This is a genomic window from Leptospira sanjuanensis (assembly GCF_022267325.1).
Classification (GTDB): Bacteria; Spirochaetota; Leptospiria; order Leptospirales; family Leptospiraceae; genus Leptospira; species Leptospira sanjuanensis.
In genome coordinates this window covers 3,909,780-3,933,002 of sequence record NZ_JAIZBG010000001.1, presented here as the reverse complement: position 1 = coordinate 3,933,002, position 23,223 = coordinate 3,909,780, and the positions used below count along the sequence as shown (strand labels likewise).

Here is a 23,223-nt window from a genome sequence, read left to right as displayed (position 1 = left end):
TAGAGCCTTTAATAATTCTTATAACTTGATAAGCTGCGGAGCGGGTAAGTTTTCTTTTTTTGAGTGACTCCGTGAATCGCTGATTTCTCCGTGTATCCACCTATTAAAAACGAGGGAAACATGCCCCAAATCAATCTTTCGGATCTCGCTAAAAAAATCGGCGGATCTAAGATCGTCAATACGCAAACACCGGAATCGATTTTGATCGATAAGGTCGCGACTCTTACTCCGGGAGCGAACGGCTCCATCAGCTTTCTTTCCAATAAGAAAATGTTAAGCGACGCGAAGAAGACTCTTTCCAGCGTCGTTCTTACAACGGAAGAATTCTCACGTGAAATTTCCTTGCCGTGCCTTGTCGTATCGAATCCTGAACTGAGTCTTGCGGAAGTCCTAAATGCTCTCTATCCTCCTTATGTCCCTTCCGGAAAAATTTCTTCCACGGCGTTGATTCATCCAAGCGCGAAATTGGGAGCGGGAGTTACTGTCGGAGAATATGTAGTGATCGGTGAAAACTCAGTGATCGGAGCGAACACATATTTGGAAGACGGAGTGAAAATTTCGCGTAACGTGACGATCGGAGAAGGTTCTCATATCGGTCCGAATTCTTCCATTCAGCACGGAGTGATCATCGGGAAACGTTTTATCTGTTCGGGAAATTGTTCGATCGGCGGAGACGGTTTTAAATTCGTTACCGTAAACGGAACGCATACGAAAATTCCTCAAGTCGGCGGAGTGATCATCGGAGACGATGTGGAGATGGGTTCCTTATGTGCGGTCGATCGAGGCGGGTTGGAAGACACAGTCATCGGAAACGGATGCAAATTCGATAATATGGTTCACGTCGCGCATAACTGCGTCTTGGGAAAGAATATCATCATCGCCGGACAAAGCGGCGTTGCCGGAAGCACGATCGTCGAAGACGACGTGATCATCGGCGGAGCTTGTGCGGTTGCCGATCATCTTCATGTTCCTGCGGGAACGATCATCGCGGGCGGAACCTCGCTGCGAAATTCTCCCAAGAAAAAAGATATCTTCGTGGGCTGGGATTACGGTTTAACCTTTCCGGAATTTCAAAAAGTGCGCGTAAACATCCACAATCTCGTGAACTTTCAAAAATGGGCTAAACGAGTCAAAGAGCTGGAAAAACACGCGGGAATTAAAATCGAGGAGAAGGATTGAGCTTGACAGGTCTTAAAAATGCGGCGCATTCTTTCCCTTACACCCTTTTGGAGGATTCCCGTGTATTCCCGAGCGAACGAAGATAACCCGGAAAATCAGCCGGATAAAATCTCCCGTAAGCCGGATCTTTCCCAAAGTAAAAGAATCGGAAAGTTGTTGGAGACCCTCGCCGATAGCATTTTGGAAAACAACCCGACCAATATAGTTTTCCTGAATGAGATACAAAACAATCGATCTGAAAATTCGATTCAGAGATAGAATCGGATTTTCAAATTCCTCGGATCGGTTCCAAAGTCGGAACCGATTTCTTGTCTTACGGTTGCAGCTCCCGATCGAAATTTAAATATAAGAATTCCTGAATATAACAATCTATCAAAGATCGTCGGCCGCGTTTTTAGTAACGGGCTTTTTGATTCCGACTAAAAGACTGGAAAATTCCTGTGCCTTCCACACGCCCTTTGCATTTCGCTTTAACGTAACCGGTCTTGCGCTGTCCGCTCCTGAGGAAGGGATGAATAATTTTCTTTGCCCGGATTCTTCCGTTCCACTGAAGCGGTTTGCCGTGATCGTAAATGAATAGGGCGCGCCGCCGGGAACATAACCGTTCGAAGCGGACGATCCGGGAAGGTAAGAACCGATTAAATACGGATGTTGTTCGATTTGTCTTTTGACGAGGTCCGTTAGATTTCTGCTTAACGAGAATCCTTTGTACCCGTTTGTATCCTGCGAAAGATGGGAAGAATCCACCACAAGAATCAAAGCCTTTACCCCCTCTTCCTTGTTTTTTGAATATAGATCCAAAGCCGCAACGAGCGAAATCAGTGCGCCTTGCGGGGTCGTGGATTGTTCGTTTCGAAACGTATCAAAAGACGCTAGATCTTTAGGCCAAGAGTTAGATGCTACGTTGATCGTTTCGTTTTGAGAAGAAAGGCTAAACGGAATTAAAACGGTCAATAATAGAAAAATGGAAAAACGGTTACGGTTCATATCTCCTCCCGAAAGTCGCTATAATTTATTGACTAATTGTGAATTGTCGAGTCAAAACTGAGAGGAAGGAGTGATCTGCGGGCAGAGGGACTCGCCCTCTCCGCAGTCTCGCATCCTTGCTCGACTTTGCTCCGAGGCACTTCACTTTGGCCTCGGAACATCCTGTTCCTCGGAAGCGTTTCTTCGCTCCCAAACTCAGAAACACTCCCTATGGGTCGTGTTTAGGTTGCTTGAAACGCTTTACCAAAGCTTGCGTTCGAGTCGTTCTTCCAGTATGTTCGTTGTATTGATTTAAGAAACGGAAAGATGTGCGGGCAGAGGGACTCGAACCCTCACTGGAAGCTTGGAAGGCTACAGTGCTAGCCATTACACCATGCCCGCTTATCGTGCAAAAATCATTTTTTTGTGGGTAGGGTACTTGTCAATCTAAAAGAAGATTTTTTACTATCCACTGAGATGAAAGAGTACGAGAACCTTTTTCCCGAATCGATTCGGACCGAACTAAAATCTTTTGCGGAATACAGATCCGTTTATCAAGAGATCTCCACGCTCAGAAATATTCTAAGCGTCCTTCACTGGGATTCAGAGATCACGCTACCCGAGGAAGGAAGAGCCGAGAGAGGATCGCAGATCGGCCTACTTTCCGGATTGATTCATTCGAAATATGCGGGTGAAAGTTTTTACAAACTTGCTGATAAGGCAAGAAACGAAAACGAGCAAAAGAATCTTCCAGGCCAAAAGGAACGTAAGGTTGAATTCGAAATCTTGTTCAAGGATCTCGATCGTTCCCGACGTCTTTCACAAGAACTTGTGGAGGAATTTTCCGTAACCACAAGCAAGGCTCACGCGGTTTGGGCTAAAGCAAGAAAGGAGAATCGATTTGCGGATTTCGCTTCGATTCTTTCCAAGATCGTGGAACTCAGCAGAAAACAAGCCGAGTGTTACGGTTATCGAACGGAAGCGTATGACGCTTTGCTGGAAGGTTATGAACCCGGCGAAAGAGCTGCGAACTTAGAAAAGTTATTTTTTAATCTAAAGAATTCCTTAAAACCTTTGGTCGCAAGAGGAAAGAAATTCTCGAATCCGTTTCCGAGGGAGATTCCGATCTTTCTTCAAAAACAACTCGGAGAAATCCTACCTTCGATTTTAGGATTGTCTCCGAAAATTTCGCGTCTCGACCCGAGCGAGCATCCGTTTTCAACTTCGCTCGGGGGTAAGGACAAACGGATCACGACTCGTTACGATCTGAAAGATCCCCTTTCCTCTATATTCAGTATTTTGCATGAAACCGGGCATTCTCTTTACGAAGCGGGAATATCCGAAATCGAGGGCGGTCCTTCTCCGTTGCACGATTCCGTTTCCTTGGGAATTCACGAATCACAGAGCAGACTATGGGAAAATCAAGTGGGAAGATCGAAAGAATTCTGGGAGATGTATTATCCGATTCTTCTCAAGACTTTAAACGTCCAAGAAAACGAACTGAATTTCTCGAAACTTTTTTCGTATATCAATCAATCTTCCCCGTCTTTGATTCGAGTGGAAGCGGATCAGATCACGTACAATCTTCATATCATTCTCCGTTTTGAAATTGAAAGGGAACTCATCAACGGTAAGATACAAGTTGCGGAACTGCCGGAGATATGGAATTCCAAGATGAAGGATTTATTCGGAATCGACGTTCCTTCCGATCGCGAAGGAGTTTTGCAGGACGTTCATTGGAGCGGCGGCGCCTTTGGTTACTTTCCGACTTACACGCTCGGAAATATTTATTCTGCTCAGCTCTTTCAAGCGTTCTCCAAAGAGAATCCGAATTTTGCGGCGGAAGTAAGGAAGGACCAAGACTTTTCTTCTCTCCTCAATTGGCTGAGGAAAAATGTCCATTGGAAGGGAAAATACGAATCCGCGGAGGATCTTGTTCGATCAGCGACCGGTTCCGATCCGGATTCTTCCCATCTCGTAAAATATCTCGAACAAAAGCTTGTCGAATTGGAATCGATTAAACATGGATGAAAAAGAAGAACTCACGGTAAAGTCGTTTGAAGAACTTTCTTACTTTGACAATCTCGCGCTCTATTATCTTTGCAACGAAACGCCTCCGCAGACTCTAGCGTTGGCTTTTTTGATCGGAGACAGCAAGGTTTGCGGCTCTATGCTCGGAGTCTTGGAAAACAATCGAAGACAATATGTTCATCAGTTGATGACCGAACAAAAGGACGCGGAAACTTCCAAAAAAGAATCCGCAGTCCAGGGACTTTTGATCATCGCGGAAGGTTTGATTACGCGAAAACTGATCGAGAAAAAAGGCAAATTCTATTATGGAACGAAACGTTAGTCGTTCTTCTTCGTAAACGCGGAAAATCCGAGAAGGGCCCACGCCGCCAAAAAGGAAACGCCTCCGATCGGAGTGATCGCTCCTAAAATCCGAACTTCCGTGATCGCCAATATGTATAAAGAACCGGAGAAGATAAGAATTCCCGTTAAAAATAAAATCGAGGAAATCCAAGCAAGTCGGTTCGTACTGGCATATCCGGTTAAAGCTAAAAGCAAAGGAGGAATGCTATGAATCAAGTGATAACGGTTTCCGGTTTCGTAGATGACGAGCATTTGTGCGCTTAAAAAGGATTTGAGGGCGTGAGCACCAAAGGCGCCTAACGCAACTCCTAAAAATCCGGATAAAGCGGAAAGGATGAGAATCGTTTTTTGTTTTCCTATCATAGACTCAATGAAATTCCGTTAAAATTCCTGAATAGCATAACTTCGAAAACGAATGCATCTTTTTTGGATTAAGAAGAATAGATACGCGGTTTGCTCGATGTCCAATCTTGAATCGAACATAGCTTTGATCTTGTTCTTTTCCATCTCTTGTTTGAGTTCGTCATAAAAACTCGTCTTGCCGAAAACGAAAGAGACCGGCACCAAGGCTTCCCGTTCACCTTGTCTCAAAGGAAGAATCAAAGTAACCCCTCTTTGACAACCTTGACTTTGTCCTTCGAAACGAATGATTCTATGTTTGGACCAATCCCAATCGTCGAGAGAGCCGTGAAACATATCCTTATGCGGAAGAGAAGAAGTGGAATGGATGAATCCATCGAATCCGAACAAACGCAGCCTTGTGGACGCATTTCCGTAATGAATCGACGGATCTCTGAAATACGTTCCCGCAATCGAAACCTGATTTTCGACGGACAAAACGGGCTCCGTGGGATAAGGCATCGGATTCCGTTTTACGAGCGTTCTACGGCTTCCGATCGGAAGAGCGCAGTTTAAAAGCAAAATCGCGCCTAATAAAAATAAGGCGAGAATTTTAAGACGAAGGTTCATTTCTTTTTACTCTTTCTTCATCAATCTTTGAGGAAGTTTTACACCGATTCCCGTGACCCGCGTGCATTTATAAAAATAGAGATTAAAGAATATCGATTTGATGTAATAATCCGTTTGAACGTCGAAGAGAAGATCCGCTTTATCCTGAATCGCGTTTTGAACGGCGGCTTCGTAACTTTCGTCGCCCGTATAAACGAGCCAAAGCCAACTTTCTCCGCAGGATTGTCCCGAAAGTTTTCCAACAGGTTCCATTCCGCGGACGTCCGTATAACTTTGTGAATAGAACCAGCCGGGGGTTTTTACATTCGTGTAAATACAATTCCCGATTGTAATAAATGTAACGAAAAGGATGAGATAAATTCTTATCGATGAAATCTTCATTGTATATTCCTGAACGCTCCGAAACTTTCCGAGAATTTGATTTCGTAAAAAGTAAAAGTCAAGGGAAAAGAATCGAGAATCGTTTTTAGAGAGAAAAAAATCCCGTTTCAATACTGGATAAAAATTTCCTTGTATCGGTCGAATCTTGTTCTTCAATAGGAAGTATGTCTCTCGTTAAGGATTCATCCTATTACATTCGATTGGAAAATAATTTCGGAGCTTCGAATTACGAACCGTTGCCCGTCGTATTGGAGCGAGGCGAAAGAATTTATTTATACGACGTCGAAGGAAAACGCTACTTTGATTTTTTATCCGCGTATTCGGCGGTCAATCAAGGACATTGTCATCCTGAAATCGTCCGGACTTTGATCGAACAATCTCAAAAACTCACTCTGACATCGAGAGCCTTCTATAATTCTCAACTCGGAGAATATGAGGAATATCTAACGAACTTACTCGGTTATCAAAGGCTTCTTCCCATGAACACCGGCGTCGAAGCCGCCGAAACCTCGGTGAAACTTTGCAGAAAGTGGGGTTATAAAGTAAAAGGAATTCATGAAAACAAAGCGAAGATTCTTTTCGCTTCCGGGAATTTTTGGGGAAGAAGCATCGGAGCAATTTCTGCGTCCACCGATCCTTTGAGCACGAGAGGATTCGGTCCGTTTGTTCCCGGCTTTGAAATCATTCCGTTTAACGATTTGAATGCGTTGAAACTCGCTTTGCAAGATGAGAATGTCGCGGGCTTTATGGTCGAGCCGATTCAGGGAGAAGCGGGAATTATCGTTCCGAACGAAGGTTATCTCGCGGAAAGCAAACGTCTTTGCAACGAAGCGGGGGCATTGTTAATTCTTGACGAAGTGCAAACCGGTTTAGGAAGAACGGGAAAACTTCTCGCGGCGGATTATGAAAACGTAAAGCCGGACATTCTCGTTTTGGGAAAAGCGTTGTCCGGCGGAATTCTTCCCGTATCCGGAGTTTTGTCCAGTGACGAAGTGATGTTGACGATTCGACCGGGAGAACACGGTTCCACTTACGGAGGAAATCCGCTCGCATGCGCCGTTGCAAAACGTGCGGTTCAAGTTTTGATCGAAGAAAAAATGCCAGAAAATTCTTTTCAAATGGGGGAAGTCTTCCGCAAGAGAATGGATCTTCTGAAATCCAAATACGAAAATGCGATCGAAGCGGTGCGCGGAAAAGGTTTGTTGAACGCGATTCAATTCAAGGAAAAGAACGGAAAGTCGGCGGCGAAAGACGTGTGCAATCAACTTCTGAAATTAGGGCTTCTTGCAAAGACAACGCACGATCATACGATTCGATTCGCTCCTCCTCTCGTTATCCAACACGACGAAATAAATTCCGCCTGCGATATTATCGACGAAGCGGTTCGGTTTTGTCTTGACTAAGAAGAAAATCGAAGTATCCAAAGGAAGTCATGCAAGCCGACGATAAAAAATACATCCGTGTTTGGAATAAGTTAAGCGTTTCCGAAGTTTCTTCCCGGTTATTGTTGATCGACGACCTGTATGGAACTTGCGGAAACTGCAAGCACCTCGGTTTGAATTATACGAAGGATAGTTCATGTCCGGAATGCAAAACGAAGTTTCGTTATTTAGCTACGAACTCCAAATCACCTTCAGAGATCGCGAAAATTCTCAATCGTCTTGAAAAGGAGGGTCTCGATCTGATCTTGATCGATCGCGAAGATTTCAATCAATCCAAAGCTAAGGACGCAGTGAAGGATCTTTTTAAACCGGTCGAGTGAGCTTTTGCGGTAACTTCGTTCAACCTTACAATTCTATTTTATTACTTTATAAAATTGTTCCGACAAACCATTTGATGGAAACTGTTCTTGCAAAAGCATTTCACCTTTTCCGAGCGTATCATTCCGTTTGTCCCATTTCCTTCCCGCTGATCCTATCGGCATCGAAAGAGCGATTCGGTTGCAATCAGTCGAGCTCGGATTTATTCTGGTTTCGTTTCGAGAAGTCGCTTTAAACCTTGCACGGCTTTTTCCAAATTCTCCAACGACTCTTTTAACTCGCTTTTATTCAAAGAATTATTCGCATCCGCGGAATGAAGTTCTCCATAACTTTTTGCCATAAAGCCGTGAAATGATTTTTGGATTTCTCCGAGTGCGGTTTCAAAATTCTTCGGGTCGAGTGCGCGTTTGCGCTGATAGAGTTTATGAAAATATCCTAATCCGAAACGAAGAAGAAAAATCGAATAAGCCGGAATCAAAAGATAGAAGGCGGTTAACAAAACCGGTCCTAGATTCCAGGTTTGAGAAAGAGATTGGTGAAAGAAAGATCGAATCGTCGATACGATCAAAACCCCTAAGGTATAGTTCAATCGGCTCGTACTCGGAGAGATCGTGTTGAATAAAAAGACAAGCACCAACGAAAAGATCAAAACTAAAAATAGGTCCAACGGAACGATGGAAAAAAGGATCTTTAAAAAAGAAGTAATTACTCCGATCGTATCAAGAAATGATTGGATAGACTGAGATAGGCTGTCAAAACTCGTTTTCAGATCTGAAAAAAATCCGGTAATCTGACTCATGAAATGGCTCCAAAAAATTCCTGGCTGGAAGAAACTCCAATTCTTCCTAAAGAAACTGCAAGAACTTTCCTTTATACAGAAGCTTTATCTGGTTTATTCGATGATCGGAGTTTCCTTTCTGATCCTGCACGAAAGTCATCTTCCCGTTTTTTTTATTTTGATTTTGGTATTAGGCGCTTACGCGGTTGCCACAGGTTTTTTCTTTCTGATCTCGTTCGCTTTCGGAAAACTTCTTAAGGAAGAATCGGTTAAAAAGTACAGGATCGGTCCGGATTCGACGACGACATACGACGCGATCCGGATTCTTTTGAACCCTATCGTAGAAGCGGGCGTCTTTGTTTCCTGCATCTTATTGTTATTCTTTACGGAATTTTATTCCAATCGTTCCGGCATCATTTTTATCGCGGTTTACTGCGGAGTGGGTTTTGTTCTCCGTTTTCTAGACAGTAGCGTATTTTACAGAATCGCTTTGCTAGGATTGATGGTTTTGACGGGAGGGCTTCTCAGTTTTAAGGCTCTGCAACAGGCAGAGATTCTGACGTCCTATCTTCTTTTTAAACCGACTTGGGAACAGAAAGAACTTACGAACTGGAGCTACGATTCCGAATCGAGAACATTAAGAAATTCTGATATTCAAGTTCGATTTTCCCTGCCCGAAGATTTCTATTTTCACAATCCGAAAAATCTCACCTTGAAGGATCAGACCGGAACCGGTCAAATCGCAGGAATCATCTCCTCCAGTGAAACCGATCCGAATCGTTATCCGTCTATCCGAATCTTTTATTTTCCCGAGCCGTTTTTGGAAATCGACAAAGTCAAACCGGAATTTTCTAAATTTTTGGAGCTCGCGATCAATCAAGGCGAAATGGTCGAAGTTCATGAACTCGGCGAGGAAAATTTCGAAAAGAGAATGGATGGAGTCTTTTGGACTTACTATGATAATCTCAGACCTCGCTACGCTAAGACCGGATTCTTTATCGCATCCGGAGACAAACTTCCCGATTCGTTTTTATTTCATATTTCGGAAAGTTTAGTCAAAGGAAGACCGCACGAAGAGGCCGTCGAAAAAATCCTCCAGAGTTTCAAGCGAGAATAAAACATTCGTATATCTGAATATTCTTATTTATGACCGCAAAACGGAATTTCAAAATTCAAACTGAAATAAAGTCGAGTCCGACTTTGAACTCGGTTACGATCCGTTTTTCGGCCGAAGTCTGGGTTTATCCCGGAAAAGGCGGCTGGCATTTTTTGACCTTAACTTCCACCGCTTCTAAAGAAGTTCGATCCTTAGTTCAAGGAACTTCCTGGGGTATGATCCCCGTTTTAGCAGAGATCGGCGATACGAAATGGAAAACGTCGATCTTTCCGGAGAAGGATTCTCCCAAATACGTTTTACCTCTCAAAGCGGATATACGTAAAAAAGAAGAAATCCTACCCAATCAAAAGATTAAAGCTTCCGTCACGATTGAATTCTGACTTCATCAAAAAAGGCAATTCAAAGAGCGCACGTTCAATTGGAATCGAATTACGCTTTTTGAAGTCGCGATCGTTTATTCAAAAAGTTTAAAGCCGATTACGGAAAGCGGGTCCACCATCGTTCCTTGAACCCGTAAGCCTAAGTGCAAATGAGGTCCGGTCGACATTCCCGTGGAACCCACTTTGCCGATTTGGTCGCCTTTCTTCACTTTATCACCGACTTTTACGTTCAATTCGGATTGATGCATATACAAAGAATAAACTTCCAAGCCGTGATCGATTACGGTGAAGTTCCCCTCGTAATACATCGGTCTGGATAAAATTACGGTTCCGTCGTTGATCGCAAAGATCGGAGTTCCGACTCCGCCTTTAAAATCGACACCGCCGTGTGCTTTTCCTTTGATTTTGTTATAAACTCTTCTTTTATAAAACGGACTCGTAAAGTGAACTTCCTGCACGGGATAAACGAAATCGGAAACGATTTGTAAATCGGTTTTGGATTGAAACGCTTCAGCCTTGGCTTTGGAACATTCCGCGATAAAATCCAAAGTTTCCTGCGGAAGTTCCTGAGAAGTGTATTTTTTATCCATCGTCAAAGAGGAAACTTTCGTTTCGGAAAAGTTCGTTTTGTGAACGGGGATTTCGTATTCTTTATAATCGTTTTTGCGGAATAGATTCTTATCTTGAATTTCTAATATTCCGCTTTTCTTATCAAATTCGGGTGATACGGGAATCCAAGCGTAAAGTACGCCTTCCCGTAAGGAGTACGGAATTTCCTTTTTCTCCCAGAGAATTTTGATTCGATCCAATTTGGAAAGAATCGTTTTTTCGGGAGTTAGTTTCATGAATAGAAGTTCTCCTTGGGAAAACTTCCTGGTTTGAATCGAAAAAGAAAAGAGAGGCTCCTTCTTTTTTATGATTTCCGATTCTCGATCCTCTTTTTTTACGTTCTTTTTCGGTTTTTCCTTGGGTTCTTTTTCTTTTTTGGAAATCGCAGGTATGGTCGAAGCAAGTTTTACGTCCTTTTGTTTCGATTCGGATTTGTCTTTTGAAAGAACCGATTCCGTTTTTAAAAATGAGGTTAGGAAAAGAAGAAGGTAAAAAACTCGAAGATATTTTTGCATTGGATCCTGTTATGTTTTTCGGGAAGATCGGACGTACAATCAAAATCGTTTTGGAAATTTATTGTCTTTCCGATTTTTTCTCAATTCGACAACAAAGTCGTCTCAGTAAATCGGACTGATTTTTTGCGGCTGTTCTTTCGCCGGAAGCTTATTTCTCTTACAGCGTGTCCCAAATTCTAATTTTACTTTAGCAGAAAGATCAGCTGCAAGGTTCTGTCCCTGTTTTGGGACAGGTTCTTATGTCTTATTCTCCCGAAATCGGGAGACGGTCAAAAAAATCGAATTCTCCATTTTCTTTGAAAATTACCTAAGCAAATTTCCGATTCTTCCGATTCTTGATAGCAGGGATCGGATAACACAGATGAAACAAGAGGAATGGTTGGAGCAGCTTACGAAACTTTTCCAGGACGAGATCAATCTCTATTCGAACGTTCTGGAATTGGAGACTCAAAAATCGGCCGCAGTCGTTCAAGCCGACGGCAAGTCTCTCGAAACGATTACTAAAAAGACATACGAGCTGCTCGTGATGGCCGCCGAGATCGAACGCGTTCGCATGAATTCGATCGAAGAAATCTACCGGTCCAAAAATTTTGCGCTTCCCGAAAGCGGTGTTCCTACGTTGTCCGATTTTTTAAACCGACTGGACCGCGATTCCAATTTCCGTTTAAAAGAATACGGCTCGTCCTTAAAGTCCGTTCTTCATCGTTTAAAAGAAAAAATCAAATCGAACGAAAAGCTGATTCTTACCCGCCAGGAAATTCTTTCCAGAACGATCGATGTGATGAAGGAAAAGGCGATGGAATCCGGCGTAAATACGTACGGTTCGGGAAAAAACCCCGAACGAAAACAGCCTAAGAGACAAGCTTTGATGCTCAACGCTTCGGCGTAATCGATCTTATATTTCGTAATAGGAGGAAGCCATGGGATCCACATTTTCAGGACTTGAAATCGGAAAGCGAGGCTTGACCGCACACCAGCAAGCGCTTCAAACAACGGGTCATAATATTTCCAATGCGGATAACAAGCATTATGCGAGACAGAGAGTCACTATGACCGCGATGGATCCATTGTATGATCCTTCTCTGAACCGCGCCAACCTTCCCGGTCAAATCGGACAAGGCGTCGAAATCGCATCGATCGAAAGAATCCGAGACAACTTTATCGACGATCGTATCATCGAGACTTCGGGGAATAAGGATTATTGGGCGGCCCGTAACGAATATTTATATCAACTGGAAACCGTCTTTAACGAACCGAACGGAACCACGCTTAGAACGTTGATGGATAAATTCTGGTCTTCTTGGGAGGATCTTGCCAATTATCCCGAAGACAACGCGCATCGTTCCGTCGTTCTGGAAAAAGCGAACGGACTCGGAAGTAGAACCGAGGACGTTTATCGCAAGCTCGCACAATTGAGAGATCAAGCCAATCGCGAAATCGAGACGAAAGCGTATCACATGAATACGATCGCCGAAAACATCCGTACATTGAACGAAAGAATCGGGAAATCCGAGGCGCTCGGAGATCGACCGAACGATCTCTACGACAAACGAGACGCTCTTTTACAGGAACTTTCTTCCTTAGTGGATGTTACGATCGGCCGCTCCGACGAAGACGAATTGATGGTCTTTATCGGTCAGCAGATTTTGGTTCAAGGAAACAAAGCGAACAAGATCGATATTCTCGGGAATCCATCCAAGGACGGACTTTTGGATCTTTATTGGTCCGCAACGGGGGATCCGGTTCTTCTCAGAAAAGGAAGATTGCAAGGATTGATCGAAGTTCGCGACAAGATCATTCGCGAAAAGATCGATCAAGTGGATTCTCTCTCCATCAACGTGATGGATGCCGTGAATGAAATCCACAAAGACGGTTTCGGAATCAACGGAAACACGAATCAAGCTTTCTTTAATATTCGTTCGTTGTCGATCAACACCTTTGGAGAATATGATTCGAACGGAGACGGTCAGAACGACGTTACCGCGATCTTTCGAGTGACCGGTAAAAACACGATCGATCCGGATCGTCCGATCGGAATCAACGGAACGATTACGTTTAATCAATCCGATTCTAAAGAAGCGCCGGTTCTGATTCCGTATTCGACAAACGACACGTTAAACGGAATCATTAAGAAGATCAATGCGTCTCGCTCCGGCGTCGTCGCGTATATGAACCACGACAATCAATTGGCGCTAAAAGCTACCGTTGCCGACGATCATCCGAATAAGAATTTTATTCTCAGACATATCGAAGACTCGGGAGATCTTCTAGTGGGAATGACGGGGATCTTGATGGCCTCCGGTCCGGCGGGCGCGTACGACTACAAACGTCTCGGCGAGATCAACAAACTTCAGGCTCGTTCCGAAGATATTACTCTTACTCCGCACTTTCATCCTTCTTCCCATTTTAGAGTTGCGGATTCGATTGCGAATAACGTTGCAAACATCGCCGCGGCTCGCGGTAAGGATGTGGGCGGCACGGGAGATTACAATTCTCCCGGAGGTCATAAGGATGGACGCAACGCTTTGATGGTCGCTTCCGCTTTGAGAAACAGCCCCGTGATGGTCGACTATTCCAAAACGACGGATGATTTTTATAATACGTTGATTTCCAAATTGGGAACGGAAGCAAGAGAAGCGAAGCAGGAATTCGGGATTCAAAACGATCTGATGAGCGAACTCGAAAATATGAGACAATCGGTCATGGGCGTGAACTTGGACGAAGAAATGGCGAACATGGTCCAGTTTCAGCATTCTTACAATGCATCCGCAAAAATGATCAATACGATGAACGAGATTCTCGATACGATCATCAATCGATTGGGAGCTTAATCTCGCGAAAATTTCCGCGAGTAAGGAGAGAATTTTATGATGCGCATTACGAACATGATGCAGAACAACAGTCTGGTTCATAATTTAAACAGACATCAGCTTCAGATGGACGAGACGCAAAACCAGCTTTCTACGGGACAAAGAATTCGTCTTCCTTCCGACGAACCGGGCCGTGCGACGAATCAGATGTTTTTTCGTTCCCGGTTGAACGAACTGGATACGTTCCAAAGAAATATCGACGACGGGAATTCCCGTCTTCAACAGATCGATGGAGAACTCGATCGGATCGGTTCCTTGTTTCAAAGAGCGAGAGTCCTTGCGGTTCAGGCTTCCAACGGTATATATCAAGGAGACAAAGGTTTCGAACTCGAAGTCGCGATCGGTAAAGAAATCGACGAAATTTTAAGAGCGTTAGTCGACATCGCAAACACAAGAGATGCGACCGGTCGTCCTTTATTCGGCGGACACGTGATCGAAAGGCCTCCTTTCGAACCGATCGAATCCAAGATCAAAGGTCTTCAAGGAATCGAATTGAAGAATCAATACATCGGAGTCGAATATCGCGGCGATATAGGAGAACAACTCAGGGAGATCGAAAAGGGAGAATACATTCCCGTAACGATTCCCGGAAACAAGGTTTTCTGGGGAACAAACATGAGTATCACGAGCAAAGTCGATAACTCCGGTTATATCGCTTCCTCCGATCAGAAATTCAAAATCGACGGCGTGGAAATTCACGTTTCGGCGGGAGATACGATCGACGATATCATCGATAAGATCAACAATTCTCCGTTGGAAGTAAAGGCAAACAAACTTGCTCAGGATAACATCAGTTTAAGTTCCACCGCGCCGCATCAGATCTGGATGGAAGACGTGGAAGGCGGAACGATCCTAAGAGATATCGGACTGGTCGATTCCGCAACTTCGGAACCTCCGAACAACTATTCCAAGTCGGCGACGGTGACCGGCCTTTCCGTTTTCGACGTAATGATCCAGTTTAGAAACGACCTGATCCAAAAGGATCAGGAAAGAATTTCGGGACGAGATCTTCAGGATTTGGATCTGGCGATGGAAAACATTCTTCGTTACCGCGCGATCGTAGGCGCGAGAATGAATCGAATGGAAGAACACGCGCAACGTGTCGATTTCGATAAGTCTTATATGACCGAACTTCTTTCCAAAAACGAAGGAGTGGATTTTCCGGAAACCATTATGAATATGAAATGGTTGGAAACGGTCCATCAATACGCATTGAACGTAGGATCGAAAATTATTAAACCGACATTGATGGATTTTCTGAGATAAAAACCGATCGATAAAACGTTCGTATAGGAAATTTCGAAGGTAAAGATACAAAATGGGAATCGAGATTCAGACAAAGCCGTTCGGAAAAATGCAAATATCCGAAAAACAAATTCTATCGTTTCCGGACGGTTTGCTCGGATTTGAGGATTACAAACAATTCGCACTCATCGAAGAGGAAGAGGAATCCGTTTTTAAATGGCTGCAATCGGTGGAAGAAGTGGATCTAGCATTCGTGGTGATTCCCCCTTCTCTGTTTAAAAAGGAATACAAACCGTTGATCCCCGAGCAGGAATTGCAAGGAATCGGAATCGCCGAAGTAAAAGAAAGCCTAACATTGGTGATCGTAACGATTCCCGGTGAGGATCCTTCTTTGATGACAGCGAACATGCAGGGACCGATTCTAATCAATAAGGAAACGCTTTTAGGAAAACAATTCATTTCAAGAAACGAATCTCATTCGGTTCGGGAAAAAATTCTCGAATCGGCCGCAGTGGAGATGGGATAAGTGCTGGTTCTTGCAAGGCGGACCAACGAATCGATCATGATCGGCGACGACATTGAAATCGTCATCGTCGATATCAAAGGAGATCAGGTAAAGATCGGAGTCAAGGCTCCGAGAAACGTCTCCGTTCACAGGGCCGAAGTTTATAAAGACATTCAAGAAGAGAATAAAAAAGCCGCCGGAGCCAAGATCAAACCGGAAGATCTCGGTAAGATCGGAAACATTCTCAAGAAAAAGGACACCAAGAAAAAAGAGTAAACGCCGTACTTCAGAAATCTTCGCTTTGAAAAGAATTATTTCTTAATTGTTCCGACAAACGATCTCATCGGAAAAGACTTGAAGTCTAAGATTAGGCTGAAAGCGGTTTGATTCTTCCAATGTGAATCGAAATTAATATTTGGTTTTTCTATGACTCGTTTCAGGATCCTTATTTTTTCCTTTTTATTCGTGTCGTGCTTTGCGGGAATTCGCAAAGAACTCAACTATTCCTCCGATTCAATCGCGTTTTATTCTTTTGAGAATGACCAAAACACGCCTGCTTGGTTGGATCGTAACGCGTCTTATCTCAAAAATGAACAAAGGCAAAATTTTAAAAATCTAATTTCGGATGCGTTATTTCAAATGGGGAATCGAAACGATTCCTTGGTAAACGATACCGCTTTGCGGATTTTTCCGAAAGAATTGAGTTTGGAAATTGCACAACGTTCTTTCGATAAATTCGAAGCTTCGCCTCGACATGTGTATCAGCTTTGGATTTTAAAGAAAGAAGATCCGATCAATCCGGGAAGAAGAATACGACGAACCGTCTTTCTATTGTATCCGACTTCAGAATCGATTCAGTTTCTATTTTATGAATTGAATCAGTTCATAGACTTTCAAACTCCTTATACGTTTCAAGATTGGTCGAACTATTCTCTATCGGAATCAAAACCGAAATCTTCTTTGGAAATTTTCATTCCCGATTCCGCAATCGGAACATTGTCTTATTATAAGGATGAGCTTGGTGATGAGAAGAAATTTCACGTCGTATTAAAAACGAATTCGAATCCTTCGAAGGATATAGAATTTAAAGAAGAAAAGAAAGAAACTTCTTCGAAAGATGTAGAGAAACGTCTGATCGAATTAAAAAACCTTCTCGATAAGAAATTAATTTCCGAAGAAGAATACAAGAAGAAGCGGGAAGAAATCTTAAAATCTCTATAATCGTCTTGAAAAAAGGAAATTCTCAAAAAATCGGAGCGGCTCTGCGAAGAGCCACTCCGGAGAGAATAGTGAAGAGAATTGGATTTCTCCACCCCCAAACTCTATGGGAAGTTCGGGGCGGAAAAGTTTCCTATAATGAACATATCCTCTGGACTGGATCTAAAAGACAGAGAAAAACGATTCGTGCTGTTAGATTTTTGCTCGAATCGACATATCGAGTTTCAACTCGTAATAATTTATTGAGTACGTCGTATTCGATTTGACGTTTTTTTTATCAAAAAGGGCGGATTGTAGCACTTTATAAAAAGCAACGAGCCTTCAACTCGCCGCCTTTCCTTCCTTCTCTTGTCGATCCGCTTCAAAAGCTGCTTCTAATTGACGCATCGAGTTCTTTGAGAACTTGATAAACTCCTTTTCATCGTCTCGAATTTGGAACTGTCCTTTGAGGGTCAGTTCATCGTGAGCTCGGAATTTTCTGACTTTTTGCTCCACTTCCGAATCCAAAAAGCCGAGTTTACTTAAAGTTTCCCCCGCTAACTCGAGCGCGGAGGCGAAGGTATCCCTGCGGATGATCTTGATTCCAAGTTCCATCAGTTTGAAAACGTGTTCGCGGTTCCGAGCTCTTGCAATGATGGTCAGGTTCGGAAAGTGTTTTTTAACAAGCTCCGCGACCTTTACCGAAACATCTATATCTTGAATCGCTAATATGAATAAATCGGCGTGTTCCGCTCCGGCCGAACGCAAAAGACTGAGTTTGGCTGCGTCTCCATAGTAGATCTTATAACCGAATTTGCGAGCGACGTTGACTTGATCCGGATTGTGTTCCAAAGCGGTAAAGCCGATTCGGTGGACGAACAACATCCTTGCGATGATTTGACCGAATCTGCCGAAACCGGCAATGATGACGCGGTTTTGTTCTTCGATTTCATCCTCTTCAAGTTCCGAATCTTTTTTGAATAAGAGTTCTACAGCTTTATCCTTAACGATTCCGAGGATCGGGGTTAAACCCATGGAAAGAGTGACAACTGCAATTACCAAATCGGCTCTGTCTCTCGGAAGAATGGAAAGCGATACGCCTACTCCCAAAATTACGAACGCAAATTCTCCGCCTTGAGAAATTGTAGCGGCAAGGTTCAATGATGATTCTTCACTGTGCCTGGAAATTCTTCCCAAAAAATAGAGGATTACGGCCTTCAAAAACATCAAGGCCAATGCGAGCACAATGACAAGAAGCGGATCTTTTAAGACTTCACCGAGATTGATCGACATTCCCACTGCCAAAAAAAACAAACCGAGAAGCAGACCCTTGAACGGTTCCAGGTTGGATTCGAGTTCGTGTCTGTATTCCGAATCGGCCAAGATAACCCCGCCTAAAAAGGAACCGAGCGCCATCGATAATCCGACTTGGTGCATCAGCAATGAAAGTCCTACCACGATCAGTAACGAAAGTGCGGTAAAGATTTCGTGATTCCCCGTAGACGCAACGAGCCGGAACAACGGTCTCGCTAAAAATCTTCCGGCTAAGATGACCGCAGATATCGTCCCGATCGCAATCAAAATGGGTTTCATGCTTCCTTGAGAAGTATGAGCCGTGTGCGCTTCTCCCAAAAAAGGAAGAATCGCCATGATCGGAATCACCGCTAAGTCTTGAAAAAGAAGAATCGCGAAGGAAGTTCTACCGTGCGCCGTATTGAGTTCGTTTTTTTCTCCCAAAACCTGCAGAGCAAAGGCGGTGGAAGATAATGAAATGCTAATACTGATCACGATCGCCTGTGAATTTTCGAGACCTAAAAAGGAAAGCGCCGTAAAGAATACGAGAGTTGTCAGAACTACTTGAAGACCGCCCAGGCCGAAAACCGGTCTTCGTAAAACCCAAAGTCTTTGCGGCTTTAATTCAAGTCCGATTAAAAATAAAAGAAGAACAACCCCGAACTCGGAAAGATGAAGAATACTTTCAACGTCGGTGATCAATCCGATTCCCCAAGGGCCGATGATCGTCCCTCCGATCAAATACCCGACGACGGAACCCAGACCGAGTCTTTTAAAAAGTGGAACCGAAATTACGGCCGCGGAAAGAAATACGATGAGTGTAATGAGTAAATTATGATCCTGCATTCTTCTTCCTTGAAAAGTTTAGACGATCTAAGTGATCCCAATGGACCTCAAAACAACTTCATAAAAGAAATTACGAACGAATGCGCGTCTCCGGGCCATCTTGAAGAAACGTAATTTCCGTCGATCACTGCGTGACCTCGTTTCAACTTCTTATCGTTGTCTCGGAAAATGGGTTTCGGTCCGAAATGAAAATCCTTCGGATCTTGAAGCGCGGCTTTTACTTCCTCTTCCACGGATTGAGGATAAGTCCGGTAATAATTTCCGAGCCACAATCGCGTAAGATTCCACGCGGCCATTTCTTGCGATTTTAAAAGCGCGGTTGTTTTCTTTCCGAAAAGAATGGAACGATCGCTTCCGGGTAATTTACTCCGCGCGGCCAAAACCACTCCGTGACAAATCGCCCCCACCGGTTTTCCCGTGGCAAAAAATGCACCGACAAAATCCTGAAGTTCCTTCGATTCCAGATATTCTTTCATCCCGGGGGCGTGTCCGCCTGGAAGAATCAATCCGGAAAAATTCTCCGGTTTTAAATCCCGATACGAAAGAGGATTTTGAAAGTTAGAATCGGCGATCATCTCTTTGTAAGCGGCTCTTGCCTTTTTATGCGCGATCAAAAGCGGCTTCCAGATTCCGAGCCCTTTCCCTGTGAGCATTCTAAAATCGGCAACTCCGGGTTTACCGTTCGGCGTTGCATAGAAAACTTCAAAACCGTTCTCCTTGAGAATTTTCCAAGGAATCGCACTTTCGGAAGGATCAAAATCAACGGAGGGAAGCGGGATGAGAATCTTGTGCTTTTCGGTCATAGGAAGAATTCTATCCATTCTCTTAAAAAATCAACACAGAAGAAGAAAGATTACGATTCCGGAAAAAATTATAAAAGTCTTCGAAATACGATCGGAAGCACGATTTTTTTCTTGACTAAAACGGGAAAAATGACTTTTGTAAAATTAAATTGTGCACAATCTAAATGGAGATTGAAATGAGCCAGACATTATATGATTTGACCGCGACTCTCAACAGCGGTAAAGAGCAAAAGCTCGAAGATTACAAAGGAAAGGTTCTTCTGATCGTGAACACCGCAAGCGAATGTGCTTTTACTCCGCAATACGCGGGTTTACAAACCTTGTATAACAAATACAAAACGGACGGATTGGAAGTGCTGGGATTTCCCTGCGATCAGTTCAAACACCAAGAGCCCGGCTCTGACGAAACGATCAAAGCGTTTTGCCAAAGAAATTACGGTGTGGAATTTCCGATTTTCAAAAAGATCGACGTGAACGGGGACAACGCTCATCCGGTGTTTCGGTTTTTGAGAAACAAAGCGTCCGGATTTTTCGGAAATGCGATCAAGTGGAATTTCACGAAGTTCTTAGTCGATAAACAGGGAAACGTAATCAAACGTTATTCTCCGATGACGACTCCCGAAAAGATCGAAAAAGAAATTCAGGATCTTTTAAAAAAATAAACGCGACCCCGTCCTATCGGAAGGACGGGATGCTTTTATAACTGCCGTGAAAGAACTACTTCTAGAAAATCAAATTTGTTTTCCTCTTTACGCTTGTTCCAGAGCTGTGACGGCCTTGTATCGTCCGATCCTGGAAGAATTGGGTTTAACGTATCCGCAATACCTTGTTCTATTGGTTCTTTGGCAGGAGGACGGATGCAGCGTAAAGGAGATCGGAAAAAAATTATATCTCGATTCCGGTACGTTAACCCCACTGCTTAAACGGATGGAAGATTCGGAGCTCGTGATTCGAAAACGTTCGGAAGAAGACGAACGCTCCGTAGAGATCTATCTTTCCTCCAAAGGAAAAAAGCTCAAGGACAAAGCCGTATGCGTGCCGACGAAACTTTTGGAAAACTTGGACGTGGATAAAAAAAGTCTTACCGATTTAAAGAACGATCTCGATCGTCTGCTGACTCTTCTTTCCGAAAAGACCGAAATTTAATTTTGTTTTGCCGGGTGAAGAATACTTGCGATTCCCTCTTCAAAATCCGTTTTAAACTTCAATCCTAAATCCTTTTGAATCGAATCGCTTACCACGATCGAAGATTCCTGGATGTATTGCAGATTGATTTTTTTCTTTGTGATCTTGGTAAGAATCGAGTTTGCCAGGTTGAATAAAAATAAAACCAATCCGGAAAGTCGTACTCGAACGAAAAATTTTCCCGGAATCGATCTCTGAAACAGGGATTCTATGTCCTCGGTCGATAATGCGTGCGGATGTGCTACGTTGTAAATTTTTCCGGAAGCTTTATTCCATTTCCTTAATATGTCTAGGATACATTCGATCACGTCGGAGGAATGAACCATCGACTTTTTAAAGTTCGGGTTTCCGGAACGAAGCAGAATTCCGTATCGGAATAGTTTCAACAGCTTATTCAGAAAACTTTTATTCGAAGGTCCGTATACGGAAGCGATGCGGAGAATCACGTAGGAATTTTTCCCTTTTTGAAGGATCGATTCGCATTCAATCTTTGAGAGTGCGTAAAACGTATTTCCCTTTAAGGGAGAAGTTTCCGTAACCGGTTTTTCGGAAAAGCCGTAGACCGAAGAGGAACTCGAAAATAAGATTCCGGTTTTTCGATTTTTGGACGCGAACCGAAGTACTTTCCGTGTGACGAATTCGTTTCCCCGTTTGTAATCTTCGAAAGTAGCCGCTTCTCCGCTTACTTTCCCGGCGAGATGAACGATGAAGTCGGGTTTTTCTCCGATGGAAATTTCGGAATCGTTTTCGAGGTCGATTTCATAAAATACGAAATTCCTGTGAAACCGAATCGTATCCGGATAAGAGGAAAGTTTTCTTCCGATACAAACAACTCTGTATCGTTCTAGAAGTTTCGGAACGAGGATCAAACCTAGAGAACCGCTTCCTCCGGTGACAAGAATCGTTTGGATGGAATCTCCTTTCTCGTTCATGCGGTCATCGTGAAGAAGATCGAAAGATAATGAAGAATTTTTTAAATTTCGTTCGGATTTTTCATCTGGACAGAGTGAAAATAAGAATCAACCTTGTTGTTCAAAATCCAAACTTAGAGAAGAATACGATGAAAAAGATTTTTTCAGCGCTTTTGATTGTAACTTGTGCAATGGCTCTTTCGTTTTGCAAGTCCGAAGAAAAGAAACAACCTCCTCGCCAGGAGTTTCAACCGAACTCCGATATTAGAACCTTTGAAGTGGGAATGATAAAAGAAGGAGATAAGCGAATCAAAGCGGAAGCGGTTCTCGGAACTCCATCCGTGGAATTGAACACGCAGGACGGAGCGGTTTTGGAATGGTATTTGGTTTCCACCGATTATCAGAAAAATTCTTACAAAACCTTGGCGGAAAAACCGTCGAACATCACCGAAGATACGAAGTTCATTAAACTTACGATCGATAAGAAAGGTGTTATTAAAAAAATGGAATATAAACTCTGAGAGTTTAATCGGCCACGTCGTCTTCCATTAAATCCAATCCCGCGAGTCCGACTAAAAAGTCGAGAAACTCCGCGGGGTTGAATCCGATTCTTAAACCCACATACGCACCCAAATAGATTTCGATCTGATACAGAAAACTTCTTGGATAACCGTCTTTCTTTTTATTCAAAATCTGTAATGCGTTTTGAATGGCGGGATCGTTGCGATCGAATGTCTGTTCTTCGATGAACCGTCTGTAAAATTCTTCCTTCTTTCTTTTTCTTCGTTCCGCAACGGGAATGTTGTAAAAGGAAAGATAACGAAGTTTCTGGCTTTTGATATTGTATCGTTCGTTTAAAAATTCCGGGACTTTATCGCCGGGAGTTTTCGAGTTCGCGAGGTTTTTGAGTTCTTCTTGAACTTCGGGAGAAATTTCTTCGCTTGTTTCTTCCGTTTCCGAAGTTTGTGTTTCCGTACCCAAAGGAAAAAAGGTATCCCCGCCTAGAATTCCAAAGATCAATTGTTGCGATCGATACGAACCGAAATAACCGCCTCTTAGTCCGTATCCTTTTCCTAAATCTCTTTTACCGGGTTCGGATTCTCCGCCTTGAAACACAAAGCCCGCTGCTAAAGGGCCGATTCTTACACCGGCACCATAACCGGGAGTTTCCACGCCGGCGGTAAAGATGTCCTTAAAATCGTTTTTTCTGTTTTGAAGATAAGTCGCACAGTTCGTAGCGCTGATAAATAAATAAAGTATGAACGTAATTAAAAGAATGGATGAACCGCCGTTCTTTTTCGTGCTCGATAAAATCACAAACCCACTCTGTTATGATTTGTT

27 protein-coding genes and 1 tRNA gene are annotated in these 23,223 nt (G+C 43.4%); 17 read left to right on the top strand and 11 right to left on the bottom strand.

What is annotated here, in order from left to right; translation table 11 throughout:
* The first annotated feature begins 120 nt into the window (after positions 1–120).
* Entirely contained in the window at positions 121–1,179 is a 1,059-nt protein-coding gene (gene lpxD, locus LFX25_RS17845) for a UDP-3-O-(3-hydroxymyristoyl)glucosamine N-acyltransferase (RefSeq protein ID WP_238731435.1), read from the top strand.
* Between the two features lie 60 nt (positions 1,180–1,239).
* Positions 1,240–1,437 carry a hypothetical protein gene (locus LFX25_RS17840; protein ID WP_135572957.1) on the top strand — a complete coding sequence of 66 codons (198 nt, stop codon included), beginning with the start codon at positions 1,240–1,242 and terminating at the stop codon, positions 1,435–1,437.
* Positions 1,438–1,551: 114 nt separating this feature from the next.
* Here the strand turns inward: LFX25_RS17840 and LFX25_RS17835 are convergent, their stop codons facing one another.
* The gene (locus LFX25_RS17835; RefSeq protein ID WP_238731434.1) at positions 1,552–2,166 is read right to left on the bottom strand and encodes a DUF6935 domain-containing protein; all 615 of its coding nucleotides are present in this window, start codon (positions 2,164–2,166) and stop codon (positions 1,552–1,554) included.
* 309 nt (positions 2,167–2,475) lie between these two features.
* Positions 2,476–2,547: transfer RNA gene (locus LFX25_RS17830), tRNA-Gly, on the bottom strand.
* Between the two features lie 24 nt (positions 2,548–2,571).
* Between LFX25_RS17830 and LFX25_RS17825 the strand changes: the two genes are divergently transcribed.
* Together LFX25_RS17825 and LFX25_RS17820 are read left to right on the top strand one after the other, a co-directional pair.
* Positions 2,572–4,176, top strand: coding sequence for a carboxypeptidase M32 (locus tag LFX25_RS17825; RefSeq protein WP_238731433.1), 1,605 nt, complete (start codon positions 2,572–2,574; stop codon positions 4,174–4,176).
* Complete coding sequence (locus LFX25_RS17820) at positions 4,169–4,498, top strand: hypothetical protein (RefSeq protein ID WP_167450730.1); 330 nt, start codon at positions 4,169–4,171, stop codon at positions 4,496–4,498. The genes LFX25_RS17825 and LFX25_RS17820 overlap by 8 nt, the downstream gene beginning before the upstream one ends.
* On the opposite strand, the gene LFX25_RS17815 is transcribed toward LFX25_RS17820, so the two are convergent.
* Genes LFX25_RS17815 through LFX25_RS17805 form a run of 3 tightly spaced genes read right to left on the bottom strand, consistent with a single transcriptional unit; the run spans position 4,495 to position 5,868 of the window.
* Complete coding sequence (locus tag LFX25_RS17815) at positions 4,495–4,881, bottom strand: DUF423 domain-containing protein (protein ID WP_238731432.1); 387 nt, start codon at positions 4,879–4,881, stop codon at positions 4,495–4,497. The two genes, LFX25_RS17820 and LFX25_RS17815, sit on opposite strands and share 4 nt — an antisense overlap.
* Positions 4,882–4,899: 18 nt before the next feature.
* Positions 4,900–5,487, bottom strand: coding sequence for a hypothetical protein (locus LFX25_RS17810; protein WP_238731431.1), 588 nt, complete (start codon positions 5,485–5,487; stop codon positions 4,900–4,902).
* 6 nt (positions 5,488–5,493) lie between these two features.
* A complete protein-coding gene (locus LFX25_RS17805) occupies positions 5,494–5,868 on the bottom strand; it encodes a TRL-like family protein (protein WP_238731430.1) in 375 nt (124 codons plus the stop codon).
* Positions 5,869–6,032: 164 nt separating this feature from the next.
* On the opposite strand from LFX25_RS17805, the gene rocD reads away from it, so the two are divergent.
* Together rocD and LFX25_RS17795 are read left to right on the top strand one after the other, a co-directional pair.
* Positions 6,033–7,271 (top strand): ornithine--oxo-acid transaminase, encoded by a 1,239-nt coding sequence (gene rocD / locus LFX25_RS17800; protein ID WP_238731429.1) that lies wholly within the window; start codon positions 6,033–6,035, stop codon positions 7,269–7,271.
* Positions 7,272–7,300: 29 nt separating this feature from the next.
* Complete coding sequence (locus LFX25_RS17795) at positions 7,301–7,630, top strand: hypothetical protein (RefSeq protein WP_238731428.1); 330 nt, start codon at positions 7,301–7,303, stop codon at positions 7,628–7,630.
* A 200-nt stretch (positions 7,631–7,830) separates the two neighbouring features.
* Here the strand turns inward: LFX25_RS17795 and LFX25_RS17790 are convergent, their stop codons facing one another.
* A complete protein-coding gene (locus LFX25_RS17790) occupies positions 7,831–8,427 on the bottom strand; it encodes a hypothetical protein (protein ID WP_238731427.1) in 597 nt (198 codons plus the stop codon).
* Here LFX25_RS17790 and LFX25_RS17785 point away from each other — a divergent pair.
* On the top strand, positions 8,426–9,523 hold the full coding sequence (locus LFX25_RS17785; protein ID WP_238731426.1) for a hypothetical protein: 1,098 nt from the start codon (positions 8,426–8,428) through the stop codon (positions 9,521–9,523). The genes LFX25_RS17790 and LFX25_RS17785 overlap by 2 nt on opposite strands.
* 83 nt (positions 9,524–9,606) lie before the next feature.
* The gene (locus LFX25_RS17780; RefSeq protein WP_238731425.1) at positions 9,607–9,903 is read left to right on the top strand and encodes a DUF1905 domain-containing protein; all 297 of its coding nucleotides are present in this window, start codon (positions 9,607–9,609) and stop codon (positions 9,901–9,903) included.
* Between the two features lie 74 nt (positions 9,904–9,977).
* On the opposite strand, the gene LFX25_RS17775 is transcribed toward LFX25_RS17780, so the two are convergent.
* Positions 9,978–11,027 (bottom strand): M23 family metallopeptidase, encoded by a 1,050-nt coding sequence (locus LFX25_RS17775; RefSeq protein WP_238731424.1) that lies wholly within the window; start codon positions 11,025–11,027, stop codon positions 9,978–9,980.
* Positions 11,028–11,388: 361 nt separating this feature from the next.
* Here LFX25_RS17775 and LFX25_RS17770 point away from each other — a divergent pair, with 361 nt between their 5' ends.
* The 6 genes from LFX25_RS17770 (at position 11,389) to LFX25_RS17745 (ending at position 16,868) form a co-directional block, all read left to right on the top strand.
* Positions 11,389–11,916 (top strand): flagellar protein FlgN, encoded by a 528-nt coding sequence (locus LFX25_RS17770; RefSeq protein ID WP_238731423.1) that lies wholly within the window; start codon positions 11,389–11,391, stop codon positions 11,914–11,916.
* A 31-nt stretch (positions 11,917–11,947) separates the two neighbouring features.
* On the top strand, positions 11,948–13,858 hold the full coding sequence (gene flgK / locus LFX25_RS17765; RefSeq protein ID WP_118954537.1) for a flagellar hook-associated protein FlgK: 1,911 nt from the start codon (positions 11,948–11,950) through the stop codon (positions 13,856–13,858).
* 39 nt (positions 13,859–13,897) lie between these two features.
* Positions 13,898–15,163, top strand: coding sequence for a flagellar hook-associated protein 3 (locus LFX25_RS17760; RefSeq protein WP_238731649.1), 1,266 nt, complete (start codon positions 13,898–13,900; stop codon positions 15,161–15,163).
* 52 nt (positions 15,164–15,215) lie between these two features.
* A complete protein-coding gene (gene fliW, locus LFX25_RS17755) occupies positions 15,216–15,668 on the top strand; it encodes a flagellar assembly protein FliW (protein ID WP_118954539.1) in 453 nt (150 codons plus the stop codon).
* Positions 15,669–15,923 carry a carbon storage regulator CsrA gene (gene csrA / locus LFX25_RS17750; RefSeq protein ID WP_238731422.1) on the top strand — a complete coding sequence of 85 codons (255 nt, stop codon included), beginning with the start codon at positions 15,669–15,671 and terminating at the stop codon, positions 15,921–15,923.
* Between the two features lie 150 nt (positions 15,924–16,073).
* Positions 16,074–16,868 carry an LA_1326/LA_4305 family lipoprotein gene (locus tag LFX25_RS17745; protein ID WP_238731421.1) on the top strand — a complete coding sequence of 265 codons (795 nt, stop codon included), beginning with the start codon at positions 16,074–16,076 and terminating at the stop codon, positions 16,866–16,868.
* A 318-nt stretch (positions 16,869–17,186) separates the two neighbouring features.
* Here LFX25_RS17745 and LFX25_RS17740 read toward each other — a convergent pair whose 3' ends face one another.
* Positions 17,187–18,983, bottom strand: a complete 1,797-nt coding sequence (locus LFX25_RS17740) for a monovalent cation:proton antiporter-2 (CPA2) family protein (RefSeq protein ID WP_238731420.1) — start codon at positions 18,981–18,983, stop codon at positions 17,187–17,189.
* Positions 18,984–19,030: 47 nt separating this feature from the next.
* Positions 19,031–19,786 (bottom strand): type 1 glutamine amidotransferase domain-containing protein, encoded by a 756-nt coding sequence (locus LFX25_RS17735; protein ID WP_238731648.1) that lies wholly within the window; start codon positions 19,784–19,786, stop codon positions 19,031–19,033.
* 176 nt (positions 19,787–19,962) lie between these two features.
* Between LFX25_RS17735 and LFX25_RS17730 the strand changes: the two genes are divergently transcribed.
* The gene (locus LFX25_RS17730; protein ID WP_238731419.1) at positions 19,963–20,448 is read left to right on the top strand and encodes a glutathione peroxidase; all 486 of its coding nucleotides are present in this window, start codon (positions 19,963–19,965) and stop codon (positions 20,446–20,448) included.
* 46 nt (positions 20,449–20,494) lie between these two features.
* The gene (locus tag LFX25_RS17725) at positions 20,495–20,932 is read left to right on the top strand and encodes a MarR family winged helix-turn-helix transcriptional regulator (RefSeq protein ID WP_238731418.1); all 438 of its coding nucleotides are present in this window, start codon (positions 20,495–20,497) and stop codon (positions 20,930–20,932) included.
* Here the strand turns inward: LFX25_RS17725 and LFX25_RS17720 are convergent.
* Positions 20,929–21,903: an NAD-dependent epimerase/dehydratase family protein gene (locus tag LFX25_RS17720; protein ID WP_238731417.1), complete on the bottom strand. Its 975-nt coding sequence runs from the start codon at positions 21,901–21,903 to the stop codon at positions 20,929–20,931. The two genes, LFX25_RS17725 and LFX25_RS17720, sit on opposite strands and share 4 nt — an antisense overlap.
* A 128-nt stretch (positions 21,904–22,031) precedes the next feature.
* Between LFX25_RS17720 and LFX25_RS17715 the strand changes: the two genes are divergently transcribed.
* On the top strand, positions 22,032–22,403 hold the full coding sequence (locus tag LFX25_RS17715; protein ID WP_238731416.1) for an LIC13410 family lipoprotein: 372 nt from the start codon (positions 22,032–22,034) through the stop codon (positions 22,401–22,403).
* A gap of 4 nt (positions 22,404–22,407) precedes the next feature.
* Here LFX25_RS17715 and LFX25_RS17710 read toward each other — a convergent pair whose 3' ends face one another.
* Entirely contained in the window at positions 22,408–23,199 is a 792-nt protein-coding gene (locus LFX25_RS17710) for an LIC13411 family adhesin (protein ID WP_238731415.1), read from the bottom strand.
* Positions 23,200–23,223: the final 24 nt, after the last annotated feature.